The 13,966-nt window shown below is 68.6% G+C and carries 12 protein-coding genes; 3 read left to right on the top strand and 9 right to left on the bottom strand.

From position 1 onward, the window contains the following. Window positions 1–107 precede the first annotated feature (107 nt). Both DSM100685_RS00345 and DSM100685_RS00340 read left to right on the top strand, forming a co-directional pair. The gene (locus DSM100685_RS00345) at window positions 108–1,289 is read left to right on the top strand and encodes a sensor histidine kinase (RefSeq protein ID WP_420837363.1); all 1,182 of its coding nucleotides are present in this window, start codon (window positions 108–110) and stop codon (window positions 1,287–1,289) included. Further along, complete coding sequence (locus DSM100685_RS00340) at window positions 1,286–1,960, top strand: response regulator transcription factor (RefSeq protein WP_152349389.1); 675 nt, start codon at window positions 1,286–1,288, stop codon at window positions 1,958–1,960. The genes DSM100685_RS00345 and DSM100685_RS00340 overlap by 4 nt, the downstream gene beginning before the upstream one ends. Window positions 1,961–2,054: 94 nt before the next feature. Here DSM100685_RS00340 and DSM100685_RS00335 read toward each other — a convergent pair whose 3' ends face one another. The 4 genes from DSM100685_RS00335 to DSM100685_RS00320 form a co-directional block, all read right to left on the bottom strand. Further along, window positions 2,055–2,678 carry a DUF47 domain-containing protein gene (locus DSM100685_RS00335; protein ID WP_152349388.1) on the bottom strand — a complete coding sequence of 208 codons (624 nt, stop codon included), beginning with the start codon at window positions 2,676–2,678 and terminating at the stop codon, window positions 2,055–2,057. 56 nt (window positions 2,679–2,734) lie between these two features. Further along, window positions 2,735–3,787 (bottom strand): inorganic phosphate transporter, encoded by a 1,053-nt coding sequence (locus DSM100685_RS00330; RefSeq protein WP_152349387.1) that lies wholly within the window; start codon window positions 3,785–3,787, stop codon window positions 2,735–2,737. Between the two features lie 703 nt (window positions 3,788–4,490). After that, window positions 4,491–6,629, bottom strand: coding sequence for a bifunctional cytidylate kinase/GTPase Der (gene der / locus DSM100685_RS00325; protein WP_152349386.1), 2,139 nt, complete (start codon window positions 6,627–6,629; stop codon window positions 4,491–4,493). Then, a complete protein-coding gene (locus DSM100685_RS00320) occupies window positions 6,626–7,402 on the bottom strand; it encodes a pseudouridine synthase (protein WP_152349385.1) in 777 nt (258 codons plus the stop codon). Before DSM100685_RS00320 ends, der begins: the two co-directional genes overlap by 4 nt. 142 nt (window positions 7,403–7,544) lie before the next feature. Here DSM100685_RS00320 and DSM100685_RS00315 point away from each other — a divergent pair, with 142 nt between their 5' ends. Next, window positions 7,545–8,588: an MIP/aquaporin family protein gene (locus DSM100685_RS00315; protein WP_152349384.1), complete on the top strand. Its 1,044-nt coding sequence runs from the start codon at window positions 7,545–7,547 to the stop codon at window positions 8,586–8,588. Here the strand turns inward: DSM100685_RS00315 and DSM100685_RS00310 are convergent. The 5 genes from DSM100685_RS00310 to sucC all read right to left on the bottom strand — a co-directional run bounded on the left by DSM100685_RS00310 (window position 8,505) and on the right by sucC (window position 13,962). Further along, a complete protein-coding gene (locus tag DSM100685_RS00310; RefSeq protein ID WP_152349383.1) occupies window positions 8,505–8,789 on the bottom strand; it encodes a DUF3017 domain-containing protein in 285 nt (94 codons plus the stop codon). The two genes, DSM100685_RS00315 and DSM100685_RS00310, sit on opposite strands and share 84 nt — an antisense overlap. Before the next feature lie 117 nt (window positions 8,790–8,906). Next, a complete protein-coding gene (purH, locus tag DSM100685_RS00305) occupies window positions 8,907–10,529 on the bottom strand; it encodes a bifunctional phosphoribosylaminoimidazolecarboxamide formyltransferase/IMP cyclohydrolase (RefSeq protein WP_152349382.1) in 1,623 nt (540 codons plus the stop codon). After that, window positions 10,526–11,845: a cell division protein PerM gene (locus DSM100685_RS00300; RefSeq protein ID WP_152349381.1), complete on the bottom strand. Its 1,320-nt coding sequence runs from the start codon at window positions 11,843–11,845 to the stop codon at window positions 10,526–10,528. Before DSM100685_RS00300 ends, purH begins: the two co-directional genes overlap by 4 nt. Window positions 11,846–11,848: 3 nt before the next feature. Beyond that, a complete protein-coding gene (gene sucD, locus DSM100685_RS00295) occupies window positions 11,849–12,769 on the bottom strand; it encodes a succinate--CoA ligase subunit alpha (protein WP_152349380.1) in 921 nt (306 codons plus the stop codon). After that, window positions 12,769–13,962, bottom strand: a complete 1,194-nt coding sequence (gene sucC, locus DSM100685_RS00290; protein ID WP_152349379.1) for an ADP-forming succinate--CoA ligase subunit beta — start codon at window positions 13,960–13,962, stop codon at window positions 12,769–12,771. Before sucC ends, sucD begins: the two co-directional genes overlap by 1 nt. Between the last annotated feature and the right edge of the window lie 4 nt (window positions 13,963–13,966).

Raw genomic sequence — 13,966 nt, 5'->3', positions numbered from 1 at the left:
ATGGCGGAAACACCAACGGAGGCCGGCATATGCGCACGATGATCGACAAGGGGCTGCTGCTCGCCCTGGGCGCGGCGCTGGCCGTGGCGTGGCGCGGAGGCCCGTCCATGGAAGCCTCCGGCGTGGAGGCTGTGCTGGTGGCGGGGCTGCTCGCGGCCGTGTCCGTGGCGGGGCTCGCCGAATGGCTGATGGGCTCGCGCCTCGCTTGGGTCGCCGTCGACGCATACGTTCTGGCGGCGACCGTCGTGCCGGTGTGGGCCGCGTTCCTTCCCTCCGTCGCCTTCGACGCGGCGCGCATGCCGGTTCCGCGCGTCCGCGCCCATGCGTCCGGTTCCGCCGGCATTGGGTTCGCGGGGTTGGCGGTCCGCTGGGCGTGGCTCGTGCCGGCCGTTGGCGTGCCGGTTCGTCTGGTCGTCTCCGATGCGCGGGGCGCGACGTATTGGGCGGCGGCGATCGCGCTCGCCGCGTCCACGGGCTTTGCGTTCGGCGACCGCGTCGCGTCGGCGGCCCGCGCTCGTGACGAGCTTCGTTCCTTCGAGGACCGCACCCGCGCGGCGATGCGTCGGAACCGCACGCGCCTCGCCGACCTTGCCGAGGAGCGCGACGATGCGGCGCGCATGGCCACGCTCGCCGAGCGCACGCGCATCGCACGGGAGATCCACGACAACGTGGGCCATCTGCTCACGCGCGCGATCATGCAGGCGCAGGCCGGCAGGGCGGTGGCCGACGCGACCGGGGACGCCGTGGCCTCGCGGGGGTTCACCGGCGTGGGCGCCACGCTGGACGACGCGATGACCATGGTCAGGCGGTCCGTGCACGATCTGGAGGACGACGGCACCGACTTCGCCGCGCGCATGCGCGACGCGGTGCGCTCGTTCGACGGCGTCCGGCCCGGATTCGCGGTGACGTTCGCCAGCGACGTCGCGTCCGCGCCGGCCCCGGTGGCGCGTTGCTTCGCCACGGTCGTCCGCGAGGCGCTCGCCAACGTGGTCCATCACAGCGACGCCGCCGGGGCAAGCGTGACGCTGCGCGACTTCCCCGCGTTCTGGCAGCTCGTCATCAGCGATGGCGGCCCCGCGAAGGCCCCGGCGAAGGGCGACGGACCGTCCCGCGGCATGGGGATCGCGGACATCGAGGCGCGGGTGCGGGCCCTCGGCGGCAGTTCGCAGTGCGGGCCGTACGGCGGCGGATGGCGTGTGTTCGTCTCCGTGCCGAAGGCGCCCTGGTCCGACGTGCGTTCGCGGGAGCATAATGGAAGCCTCGCGGCGGAGAGGGGAACGGCATCATGAGAATCGCCATCGCGGACGACGATCCGATCGTCTGCCAATCATTGGACACCATCCTCACGGCGACCGGGGCGGCCGACGTGCTGTGGACCGCCAACGACGGTGACGCCGCCGTGGCCGAGTATTTCCGCGGGCCCGGGAGCCGGCCGGACATCCTGCTCGTCGACATCCAGATGCCGGGGCGCGACGGGATCTCCGCCGCCCGCGAGATCCTGCGGCGCGACCCCGCGGCCCGGATCCTGTTCCTCACCACGTTCGCGGACCGGTCGTACATCGCGCAGGCCGTGGAACTCGGCGCGCGCGGCTACCTCATCAAGCAGGATGTGGCCGCCGTCGCGCCCGCGCTTGAGGCCGTGATGGCCGGGCAGGTGGTGCTCGGCTCCGACGTGGTCGGCAAGCTCGCCGGCGTTGGCGCCCCGTCCGCGGCCGGGCCCTCGGCTGGCTCCGAGTCCAATGCCGGTGCCGGAACCAGTGCCGATGACGAATTCGCCGACCTCAGCGCCCGCGACCGCGAGATCGCCGCGCTGGTGGCCGAGGGGCTCGACAACCGCCAGATCGCCGCCCGCGCGTTCCTGAGCGAGGGCACTGTGCGCAACCGCATCAGCGCGATCCTCGAGAGGACGGGGCTGACGAACCGCACGCAGCTCGCCGTCCGCTGGCTCAGGCGGCGGTGACTGCGGGCCAACATGACAAACCTGTGAAAATGCGTATCTGACGGCTCAGAGGTCCGTTTCCACAAGTTTGCGAAAACGGACCCGGGAAATAGGCTCAGCTGTTCTTCATCACCACGCCGTCGACCACGTCGGCCACGTGCTCGCAGTCGTCCGTGCAGCGCTCCAGATGCGCGTAGATCTCATGCCACGCGAACACCTGCAGCGGGTCGCCGCCGGAGGTGTGCAACGCGCGCATCGCCTCGACGAACAGGCGGTCGGCGCCCTCCTCCACCTGATTGATGGCGAACACGTGCCCGCGCAGCGTCTTGGAGCGCTTGAACTTCGGCAGCTCCTCGATGAGCTGCACCATGGCCTCGCAGGAGCGGACCATCATGTCCACCAGCTGCAGAGCGTCCGGGCGCATGGCGGTCACGTTGTCGTAGTACAGACGCAGCAGCACGCCCTCGATGCGGTCGGTCACGTCGTCGAGCGCGCTGGACAGACTGGCGATGTCCTCGCGCTCGAACGGGGTGATAAACGCCGTCACCAGCTCGTCCATCATGCCGTGGCGGATCTCGTCGGCCTCCTGTTCGATGCGGTGCATTTCGTCCATGCGCTCGCGCAGACGCGCCGGATCGTAGTCGTGCATCACCTCGGCGAGCAGTCGTGCGGCGGCGAGGGCGTGCCCGGCGCTGTCGCGGAAGCCGTCGAAGTAGAAGGAATCGTTTTTTCTCGCCATGCGTCTGGCTCCTTTCCGTTGGAAAACCTTGAAACCCGGGCGGACGGCCCGAAGGCCTAGAACACCACCATGAACAGGCGGGCCACCACGTAGCTGATGATGCCGCAGCCGGGGAACGTGAACACCCACGTGAGCATCATGTCGCGCACCACGCGCAGGTTGATGGCCGACAGGCGGCGCACCGAGCCGACGCCCATGATGGCGCTCGTCTTGGTGTGCGTGGTGGACACGGGGATGCCGAGGACCGTCATGACGAGCAGGCACAGCGCGCTCGACAGATCGGCGGAGAAACCCTGGTACTTCTCCAGTTTGACCATGTCCTGGCCGACGGACTTGATGATGCGCTCGCCGCCCACGGACGTGCCGACGCCCATGATGACGCTGCACAGAACCATGAGCCACACGGGGATGACCACGCCGGCCACGCTCGGCTGTCCGCTGCAGAACGCCATGCCGAGGAACAGCACGCCGATGAACTTCTGGCCGTCCTGCGCGCCGTGCATGAAGCTCATGGCCGCGGCGCCCACGATCTGCGCGTACGTGAAGAACCCGTTGGTGCGCCGCCGGTCCATTCCGGCGCACGCCAGCGTGACGGCCTTGCACACGATCCAGCCCATGCCGAAGCCGATGACGAGGCTCGCGGCCAGACCGTAGAGCACCTTGACCCACTCGCCCATGTTGATGCCGCCCATGCCGCCCTGAATGGCGATGGCCGCGCCGGACAGGCCCGCGATGAGGCTGTGGCTCTCCGAGGTGGGGATGCCCAGCAGCGACGCGCCCACGGAATAGACCACGATGGAGAACAGCGCCGCGCACAGGGCGATGAGCGCCGCGTGCGTGTCCGCGCCGAAGTCGACCATGTTGCTGATCGTGGAGGCCACGGAGGCGTTGAACTGGGTCATGAGCAGCACGCCGAGGAAGTTGAACACCGCGGCCATGATCACCGCCGAGCGCACGCGCATGCACCGGGTGGTCACGCAGGTGGCGATGGCGTTCGGCGCGTCGGTCCAGCCGTTGACGAAGATGACGCCCAGCGTCAGCAACGTAGTTACGGCCAGTGCGGGATTCGAGAGCACCTGTTGGAGGAAATACTGAAACGTCACGTCCACGGGGCTGCTCTCCTTCTTCGTTGAGGGGTTTCACGCTGGCGTCGGGAAACCGTCAGGATGATTGTAGCCTATGTAACTACGTAGGTGTAGCGATTGACAACGTGAGTCGGTGCGGCGTGCCGCGGACGGGCCATGAGCGCGCCGTGGACGTACGCGGAATGGCTGCGGCGTTCCGACCGTCGCGCACGTGCCGTGAATGCCCCGCGGATAGTCTCCATGAGCGCGCGCTGCGGCCACTCTGGCACGGTCCTGCCACGGTTTTGCCACGGTGAGCATGCCAACGTCGACCATGTCACCGGCCATGCCGCGACCATGCCGTGAACGCGTGACGGGTGCGGCACATGAGTGCGCACAAACGCGCCACGAGTATTCCGGCGAATGCGAACATGACGGGCTGAAAACGACGAAATCCGCGATTCCAAGCGTCAAACCCCCGCCGGGGCGTCCTTTTCGCGCTTGGAATTCCGGATTTCGTCGTTTTCAGCCCGTATTGCGGGCCGAGTGCCAAGCCAAGTGCCATGAAAACGCCATGGCAGATGATGCGCAGTGGATGACATGCAGTGGATAACATGCGGCGAATGACGCGCGGTGGATGGCGTGTTGGGCGCGCGGCGACAGGCAGCTACGGGGCATATACGCGCGAAGGGGCCCCTCCGTCGGAAGAGACCCCTTCGCGGGCGACTGAACTTCGCCCCGAATGCGGCTACTTGCGCTTCTTCTTCTCGCGCACGTTCACCGAAATCTGGATCGGCGAGCCCTCGAAGCCGAACTCCTCGCGCAGCGAACGCTCGAGGAAGCGGCGGTAGCCGTGCTCGAGGAAGCCGGTCGCGAAGATCACGAAGCGCGGCGGGCGGCTCGACGCCTGCGTGGCGAACAGGATGCGCGGCTGCTTGCCGCCCCGCAGGGGGTGCGGGTGCTCGCCCTGGATGCGGCCCAGGAACGCGTTGAGCTTGCCCGTGGGTATGCGCTTGTCCCACGAGTCGAGCGCCTGACGCATGGCGTTCGCCAGACGGTTGGTGTGCCAGCCGGTCTTGGCGGACAGGTTCACGCGCTGCGCCCACGTGACGCGCTCGAACTCGGTCTTCCACAGGCGCTCGAGGCGCTGCTTGTCGAACTCGTCCATGGCGTCCCACTTGTTGAACACCAGTACGACGGCGCGGCCCGCGTCCACGGCCTGGCTCATCACCTTGAGGTCCTGGTCGGAGATGGGCTGCGAGGCGTCGAACAGCACGAGGGCCAGCTCGGCGCGCTCCAGCGCGGCGGTGGTGCGCAGGGACGAATAGTATTCGGCGCCGGACAGCTTGTGCAGGCGGCGCTTGATGCCGGCCGTGTCGATGAACAGCCAGTCCTCGCCGTCGATGTCCACGATCTCGTCGACCGGGTCGCGCGTGGTGCCCGCCAGATCGTTGACCACGGAGCGCTCCTCGCGCGCCAGCTGGTTGAGCAGCGAGGACTTGCCCACGTTCGGCCGTCCGATCAGGGCCACGCGGCGCAGACCGGACGGGGTGAGCGTGCCGGAGGCGGTGTTGGCCTCGTCGAGCGTCTTCATGGCGGCGTCGAGCAGGTCGCCCACTCCCCTGCCGTGCATGGCGGAGATGGACATCGGCTCGCCCATGCCGAGCTTCCAGAACTCGGCGGCGAGGTATTCGCTGGCGTTGTCGTCCACCTTGTTCACGGCGAGCGTGATCGGCTTGCCGCTGGCGCGCAGCATCTTCACGATGCGCTCGTCACTGGCGGTCAGGCCCACCTGTCCGTCCACCACGAGGATCACCGCGTCCGCGAGGCGCACGGCGATCTCGGCCTGGTTGGCGATTGCGGAGTCGATGCCCTCCACGTCGGTCTCCCAGCCGCCGGTGTCCACGAGCTTGAAGTCGCGGCCCGCCCATTCGGCGTCGTAACTGATGCGGTCGCGCGTCACGCCCGGGGTGTCCTCCACCACGGAGGCGCGGCGGCCCAGAATGCGGTTGACCAGCGTGGACTTGCCCACGTTCGGCCGTCCCACCACTGCGATCACGCCCACGGCCTTGGACTGCCCGGCCTCCTCGTCGCCGAAGTCGCCGCGGCCCTCCACGAGCGCCTCGTCGGCCTCGTCCAGCTCGTAGCCCTCGAGGTTCGCCGCGTACTGCTCGTACGCCTGCTCCTCGAGCGCGTCCTCGACGAGCTTGGACACCGCGTCGATGGTCTGTTCGAGCGTCATGTCCGAGTTGTCGATGGTGACCACGCCGTCCGCGGCGGTGGTGAAGTTGGTGACCTTCGCGTCCATGGCGTCGCGCCTGGCCACGTCGTCGGCGCCCACGTGCGCTCCGGCGTCCGAGGCCTGACCGGCGCGGCGGGCCTCGCGCACCTCCTCGCGGGCGGTGAGCAGCACGCGCACCTCGGCCTCGGGGGCCACCACGGTGGTGATGTCGCGTCCCTCGGCCACCACGCCGGCGCCGCGGGACTGGGAGTCGCCCGAAGCCTCGCGCGCGATGAAGGCGCGCTGGGCGGCGATGAGGATGCGGCGCACCGGCATGATGCCGGACACCACGGAGACGTGCGCGGAGACCTCGGCGGAGCGGATGGCCTCGGAGATGTCCTCGCCGTCGCTCGTCACGCACGGATGGTTCGGGTCGACGGAGATGTCGAAGTGGTCGCCGGTGAAGAATTCGCCGACCGCGGTGATGATGGCCTGCTCGTCCGGCTCGGCGGCGTCGAGGTCGATGCCCTCGTGCAGGCACCACCACGCGCAGGCGCGGTACATGGCGCCCGTGTCGAGGTAGGCGAGGCCATAGCGGCGGGCCAGCTCCTTGGAGACGCTGGACTTGCCGACGCCGGCGGGCCCGTCGATGGCGACGGTGATCACAGGCCCACCTCCTTGCTCAGGGAGCGCAGCTCGGCCTGCGAGAGCACGCGGTAGGAACCGGGCTTGAGCTCGCCGAGCTTGATCGGGCCGATCTGCGTGCGCACCAGACGGCGCACCGGGAAGCCGATCGCGCCGAAGATGCGGCGCACGATGCGGTTCTTGCCCGAGTGGAGCACCACCTTGACGAGCGTGTGCTCGCGGTTCTGGTCGAGGATGGAGCAGCGGTCGAGCTTGATCCAGCCGTCGTCCAGCTGCACGCCCTGCGTGACCAGACGGCGGGCCACGGTGCCGGACAGCTTGCCCTCGACGGTGGCGATGTAGGTCTTCTCGACCTCGTACTTCGGGTGCATGACGTGCTGGCTCAGCTCGCCGTCGTCCGTCATGAGGATGAGGCCCTCGGAATCGTAGTCGAGGCGTCCCATGTGGAACACGCGCTCGTACTTGTCGCCGATGATGTCCCTCAGGGTGAAGCGGCCCTTCGGGTCCTCCATGGCGGACAGGACGCGCTTGGGCTTGTTGAGCGCCAGCGTGACGTGGCGGTCGTTGATGCGGATGCGCGAACCGTCGACGCGCACCTGCTGACGCTGCATGTTGACGCGCGTGCCGAGCTCGGTGACCAGTTCGCCATCGACCTCGACGCGGCCGTCGAGAATGATCTGCTCGCACTTGCGGCGCGATCCGAAGCCCGCCTGGGCCAGGATCTTCTGGAGGCGTTCGCCGTCTGCGCTGTGCGGGTCGTGCGCGTGATTCGCGCGGGAATACTGATGTGGCATCGTTCTCCCAACGTGGCCGGGTACATTGCTGTACGAAACTGACTGAAGCGAAACGATTGTACCGGCATGGCCGGACGCCATGACAAGACGACTGCTAGACTCGGGAGCGTTTATCCAATATCCGACAAGTCAAAGGAACGTCATGTCCGATTCCCAGACCACGGCGACCACGGCCGAGCCGGCCGCGCAGACCCCGTTCGAGGAGAGCGAGGCCGCCGCGAGCGTGCTCGTCCACACCACCGAAACCAAGGCGCGCAGGTGCCCCGTCGCCAACCCCGGGCTGCTGGCCCTCAAATGCGGCGCCGAATTCCTCGGCGTCCTGTTCGTCACCTTCGCGATCCTCATCGTCTACACGCTGAGCCAGTTGCTCTACCAGTACTCCGGCATCACGCCGATCATCCTCGCCACCGCGCTGGCCTACGGCGCCGTGTCCGCCCTGTTCGGCCGCCTGTCCGGCGCGCAGCTCAACCCGGCCGTCACCGTGGCCGCCATGCTCACGTCCCGCACGCACTGGATCGACGGCATCCTGTACATCGTCGCCCAGGTGCTCGGCGGCCTCGCCGGCGCGGCCCTGTACATGCTCGTTCTGCCGACCAGCGAGTCCGTGCCGGCCTCCACGTGGTTCACCATGGTGGTCAACGGCTTCGACGATGCCTCGCGTTCCAGCGGCGCGCTGACCAACGCCGGCATCAGCTTCGGCTCCACGTTCGCCGTGGTCGTCGAGGTGGTCGCCTGCATGATCGTGGTGGGCGCCTCCGTGTCCACGCTGCGCGACGACGGCTCGGCCGACCCCTCCCACGCGTGGGTGGCTGCGCTGGCCTACGGCGCCGGCGCCGCGTTCGCCTACCCGGTCACGGGCGCCGCGCTCAACCCGGCCCGCGCGACCGGCGTGGCGCTGCTGGCCCACAGCAAGGGACTCACGGTGGACCCGCTCTCGCAGCTGTGGGTGTTCTGGATCGCGCCGCTGTTCGCCGCCGCGCTGGCGGCCATCGCCATGATCGTGGCGCAGATGGTCGAAGCCTCCGCCGGCAAGGCCAAGGCCGCTGACGAGCTCGACGATCCCGACGCCCTCGTTTCCGAAGCCTCCGAGGAATCCGAGGAATCAGAAGAGGACGCGCACGGAGAAGTCCAGAATGCCCAGGCCGAGGCCCAGGGCGATGGAGATGAAGGCGTCGAACGACACTGATCGCACCTTGAACGGGCTGCGCTCGCGCAACGCGAGCCGCAGAAGCCCGCTGACGACGGCCGCCACGGCGATGATCGCCGTGGCGGCCGTCGTGTATCCGCACACGGCCACGACGGCCGCGATGACGACGACGCCCAGCAGCCCCCACTCGTAGACGGGGTTGCCTTCATGGGATTCCGAAACGAAGGGGTGCTTGGGCATGGGTCGGTCCTTGTGCTTGGATGTCTGGTCTGGTCATCCCGAAACGGATGGAGGATTCGCAGGGGGACGGCCCGCGCCCGGGATGACCTCGGCGGGCGCGGGCCGTTCGCGTTGCGATCAGTGGAAGAAGTGGCGGGTGCCGGTGAGGTACATGGTCACGCCGGCCTTCTTGGCCGCCTCGATGACCTCCTCGTCGCGGATGGAGCCGCCGGGCTGCACGATGGCCTTCACGCCCGCGTTGATGAGCACCTCGGCGCCGTCCGCGAACGGGAAGAACGCGTCGGAGGCCGCCACGGCGCCCTTGGCGCGGTTCACGCCCTCGCCGCCGAGCGTGTTGGCGCGCTCGACCGCCAGATGGCAGGAATCCACGCGGTTGACCTGGCCCATGCCGATGCCCACGGTGGCCTGGTCGTGTGCCACGAGGATCGCGTTGGACTTCACGCAGCGGATGGCGCGCCACGCGAACACGAGGTCCTTGAGCGTGGCCTCGTCGGCCGGCTCGCCGGACACGAGCTTCCACGCGTTCGGGTCGTCGCCGGTGGCGTTGATGAGGTCGGCGTCCTGCACGAGCACGCCGCCGTCGATCTGGCGGAACTGCTCGTGGCCGTGCGGCGGCTCGGCCACCTTGAGGATGCGCAGGTTCTTCTTCTTGGTCTTCAGCAGCTCCAGCGCCTCGGGCTCGTAGTCGGGGGCCACGATCACCTCGGTGAAGATGGGGCGCACGCCGTTGGCCATGTCGAGGGTGACGGTGGTGTTGCAGGCGATCACGCCGCCGTACGCGCTGACCGGGTCGCACGCGTGGGCCTTGCGGTGGGCCTCCGCCGCGGTGGCGCCGATGGCCAGGCCGCACGGGTTGTTGTGCTTGACGACGGCCACGGCGATGGACGGGGCCAGATCCCACACGGCGCGCCAGGCGGCGTCCGCGTCCACGTAGTTGTTGTAGCTCATGGGCTTGCCGCCGAGCTGCTCGGCGTGCGCGAAGCCGGTCTGGTTGAGCGGGTCGACGTACAGGGCGGCCTGCTGGTGCGAGTTCTCGCCGTAGCGCAGGGTGTGCGCCTTGTCCCACGTGCGGGTGAACTTCGCCGGGAACTTGGCGTCCTCGGCCGTCTCGCCCTCGCCGGAGGCCACGGTGGCGGGCTTGGGCCAGTGCTTGGCGGTCCATTCGTTGATCGTCGCATCGTAGGCGGCGGTGTGCGCGAAGGCCTTGGCGGCGAGCCAGCGGCGCTCCTCGAGCGTGAAGCCGGTGCCGTCGGCCACGCGGGCCGCGACGAGCGCGTAGTCGGCCGGGTCGGTCACGATGGCCACGGTGGCGCTGTTCTTGGCCGCGCCGCGCACCATGGACGGGCCGCCGATGTCGATCTTCTCGATCGTGGCGGCTTCGTCAGCGCCGGAGCGCACGGTGTCCGCGAACGGGTACAGGTTCACCACGACCAGATCGAACGGCTTGATGCCGAGCTCGGCGAGCTTGGCGGCGTGCGCCGGGTTGGTCATGTCGGCGAGGATGCCGGCGTGGATGTGCGGGTCGAGCGTCTTGACGCGGCCGTCGAGGCATTCGGGGAAGCCGGTCACCTGCTCCACGGGCGTGACGTGCACGCCCAGCTCTGCAAGCTTCGCGGCGGTCGAGCCGGTGGACACGACTTCGGTGCCGGCGTCTACGAACGCCTGGGCGAGCACCTCGATGCCCTCCTTGTGAAACACCGACACCAGCGCGCGCTTGATCGGACGTTGGGTATTGGTCATCCCTGTTCCTCCTTGGAATCGTTAGCGGAAATCGTTGACGGGACACGTCGGGACATGATCCAGCGTATCCCGAAGTATGCGGCGACGCCAACCAGCGCCACGAGCCACGCGGCGAGCAGCCCCAGCGCCACGCCGTGGCCGACCATCTGCGTGGCGGCCACCACGTCCACGCCCACATGCGCGAGACGTCCCGTGCCGAGCGATCCGTTGGACAGCGCGAAGGCCACGGTCAGGGCCAGCGAGGCCAGGGCCGCGGCGAGGCAGCTGCCGCCGGCGGGATAGGCGAGCTGCAGCGCGTCCCGCCTGGAGACGGGCGAATCGGCGGCGTCGGCCTTTCCGGCGGCGCCGGATTGCCCCGCCTTGCCGCGGAAGTGCGCGAGCAGGCCGAATCCGGGGCGAAGCAGGATGAACGCCAGGCCGATGAGGAAGGACGCGGCGAACGGCATGGCCATGAGCGCGGTGCGCAGCGTCTCGTTGGCGACGGGCCCGGGCAGCAGTCCGAACACGGGCAGCGGCGGCAGACCGGCGCCTTCCCCGGACCAAAGGGTGAAGGCGGCGATGTCGCCGATGGAGAACCCCGCGCCGGCGAGCCACGACAGCGCCCAGAGCATGAGGTTCGGCAGCCAGGCCAGTGCGGCGACGGTGGTGGTGATGCGCGAACCGGTGCCCATGTTGAGCTGCGTGAACAGCGAGCCCACGGCGTCGTAGCCCAGCACGACCCAGACGATCACGGTGATGAGCGAGGCGAGCACGAGAACGGCGACGATGAGGAACGCCATGGCCAGTCCCCTCGCGACCGTGCGGCGCACCTGCGCCGAGATCTCCTGACGCATCTGGTCGCGCAGCGTGCGCACGGCCCTGGCCCGCGGCAGGGCGGCGAGGAGGTATCCGATGGTGAACACCAGCGCGGTCTTGCCGGCGATGGCGGACGCGGGATCCAGCAGGGCGATGCTCCTGGTGCCGCCGGACAGGTACTGGTTGGCCCCCACCCATACGGCCAGACCCGCCACGAAGCCGGCGGGGCTCGTGCCCATGCGCGCGGCCAGCGTGGCGATGAGTGCGACGAGCGTCACCGTGAGCAGCAGCGGCATGATCGTCAGCGTGATCGGGCCGGACGAGAAGCCCGTGCCCTGCGAGAGCAGCACCATGGCCTCGGTGAGCGGCACCGTCGCGTCGGACAGCGTGGTGCCGCCCTCCTCCATCGAGACGACAAGCAGCATGAGCGCTATGAAGCATCCCAGCGCCGCCGCGTAGATGGCGATGGCCAGCAGGGATGCGACGGCGCCTTCACCCAGCGATTTGAGGGCTTTGCGCATATCTCAGCCGAGCGTGGCCATGATCTCGCGCATGTACTGCGCGGTCTGGCCGGGGGTGCGGCCGACCTTGATGCCCACGCGCTCGAGCGTTTCCTTCTTGTCCTTGGCAGTGCCCTTGCCGCCGGAGACGATGGCGCCCGCATGGCCCATCTGCTTGCCCTCCGGGGCGGTGAAGCCGGCGATGTACGCGACGATGGGCTTGGTCATGTGCTCATGCGCCCACAACGCGGCCTCCTGCTCGGCTGTGCCGCCGATCTCGCCGATCATGACGCAGGCCTTGGTCTCCGGGTCGTCGTTGAACTGCTGGAGCGCCTCCAGCAGCGTGGTGCCGACGATCGGGTCGCCGCCCACGCCGAGGCATGCGGTGAAGCCGTACTCCGACAGCTCCCCCATGAGCTGGTAGGTGAGCGTGCCGGACTTGGAGACCAGCCCGATGGGGCCGCGCCCCACGATGCCGTCGGGAATGATGCCGAGGTTGACGCCCGGGTTGGCCGGGTCGTCGGACAGGGTGACGAGTCCGGGGCAGTTCGGACCGATGATGCGCACGCCGTGCCGCTGGGCCAACGCCACGCAATAGGCGGTGTCCGCGACCGGGATGCCTTCGGTGATGACGACGATGAGCTCGATGCCCGCCTCGATCGCCTCGACGACGGCTCCCTTGGCGAAGCGCGGCGGCACGAACACGACGCTGGCCTTGGCGCCGGTGGCCGCCTTGGCGTCCGCGCACGTGGCGTACACGGGGATGGACGCGTCCTCGCCGTTCCGGGCGCCCGGGTACACGACCTCGGTGCCGGCCTTGCGCGGGTTGACGCCGCCGACGATGTTGGTGCCGGCCTTGAGCATGCGCGCGGTGTGGGTCATGCCCTGATGCCCGGTCATGCCCTGGACGATGACCGGGGCGTTATGGTCGATGAAAAGCGTCATCAGCGTTCACCTTTCTGTTCCGCGGCGAGCTTGGCGGCGAGCTGGGCCGCCCCCTCCATGGTCTGGGCCACGTGGATGCGCGGGTTGTCCGCACTCAGCAGGATGCGCAGGCCCTCCTGCGCCGCGTTGCCGTCGAACCTCACGACGATGGGCTTGGCGGTGTTGATGCCGTCGAGCGCCTTGAGGATGCCGTCGGCCACCTCGACGCACGAGGTGATGCCGCCGTATACGTTGATGAACACGGAGACGACCTGCGGGTCGGCGAGCACAATGCCGAGGCTGTCGCTCATCACCTCCGCGGAGGCGCCGCCGCCGATGTCGAGGAAATTGGCGGGCTTGATGCCGGTGCCCTGGTCCTCGCCGGCGCCGGAGACCGCGTCGAGCGAGCTCATCACGAGCCCCGCGCCGTTGCCGATCACGCCGACCTCGCCGTGCAGATGCACGTAGTGCAGGCCGCGTTCGCGGGCCTTCTGCTCGTACGGGTCGGACACGACGGGATCCTCGAACCGCTTCCAGCCGTCGTGGCGGAAGGCGGCGTTGTCGTCGAGCGAGATCTTGGCGTCCAGCGCGCACAGGGACTTGGAGGATTCGTCGTCCGGGTCGCCGATCTTGGCGAGCGGGTTGATCTCCACGAGCGTGGCGTCGTTGGTCTTGAAGACCTCCCACATCTTGAGCAGGATCTGGGCCGCCTGCTCCACGTCCGCGTGGTAGAAGCCGATCTGCCCCGCCATCTCGCGGGCGTCGTCGATGTCGAAGTCGCCCAGCGCGCTGATGTGCAGGCGCTTGACGGATTCGGGGTGCGCCTTGGCGATCTCCTCGACCTCCGTGCCGCCGTTCGCGGTGGCGAGCACGTCGTAGTCGCGCGAGGTGCGGTCCACGGAAATGGAGACGTAGTACTCGTGCAGGATGTTCTTCGCCTCGGCGACGAGTACGCCGGAGACCTTGTGGCCGTGGATGGTCATCGGCAGAATCTGCTCGGAGTCGAGGATGGCCTCGTCCTGGTCCTTCGCGAGCTTCACGCCGCCCGCCTGGCCGCGGTGGCCGATCTTGACCTGCGCCTTGACGACGCACGGGTAGCCGATCTCGTCCGCTGCTTCGGCGACGTCATGCGAGTTCTCGGCGAAAATGGCCCGCGGCGTGGGAATGCCCTGTTCCTCGAGCAGCTGCTTGGCTTGGTATTCGTACAAATCCATGGGT

Source organism: Bifidobacterium avesanii, from assembly GCF_009299475.1.
In the GTDB taxonomy this organism is placed as follows: domain Bacteria; phylum Actinomycetota; class Actinomycetes; order Actinomycetales; family Bifidobacteriaceae; genus Bifidobacterium; species Bifidobacterium avesanii.
Note: the sequence above shows the minus strand (reverse complement) of the source record. Positions and strands in the feature narration are given on the sequence as shown.

Bases quoted from the DNA above. Each gene is read 5' to 3' on its own strand.
- purH (WP_152349382.1), bottom strand. From the start codon at position 10,529: ATGACCAATACCCAACGTCCGATCAAGCGCGCGCTGGTGTCGGTGTTT.
- sucD (WP_152349380.1), bottom strand. From the start codon at position 12,769: ATGACGCTTTTCATCGACCATAACGCCCCGGTCATCGTCCAGGGCATG.
- DSM100685_RS00345 (WP_420837363.1), top strand. From the start codon at position 108: ATGGAAGCCTCCGGCGTGGAGGCTGTGCTGGTGGCGGGGCTGCTCGCG.
- sucC (WP_152349379.1), bottom strand. From the start codon at position 13,962: ATGGATTTGTACGAATACCAAGCCAAGCAGCTGCTCGAGGAACAGGGC.
- DSM100685_RS00315 (WP_152349384.1), top strand. From the start codon at position 7,545: ATGTCCGATTCCCAGACCACGGCGACCACGGCCGAGCCGGCCGCGCAG.
- DSM100685_RS00335 (WP_152349388.1), bottom strand. From the start codon at position 2,678: ATGGCGAGAAAAAACGATTCCTTCTACTTCGACGGCTTCCGCGACAGC.
- DSM100685_RS00340 (WP_152349389.1), top strand. From the start codon at position 1,286: ATGAGAATCGCCATCGCGGACGACGATCCGATCGTCTGCCAATCATTG.
- DSM100685_RS00320 (WP_152349385.1), bottom strand. From the start codon at position 7,402: ATGCCACATCAGTATTCCCGCGCGAATCACGCGCACGACCCGCACAGC.
- DSM100685_RS00310 (WP_152349383.1), bottom strand. From the start codon at position 8,789: ATGCCCAAGCACCCCTTCGTTTCGGAATCCCATGAAGGCAACCCCGTC.
- DSM100685_RS00300 (WP_152349381.1), bottom strand. From the start codon at position 11,845: ATGCGCAAAGCCCTCAAATCGCTGGGTGAAGGCGCCGTCGCATCCCTG.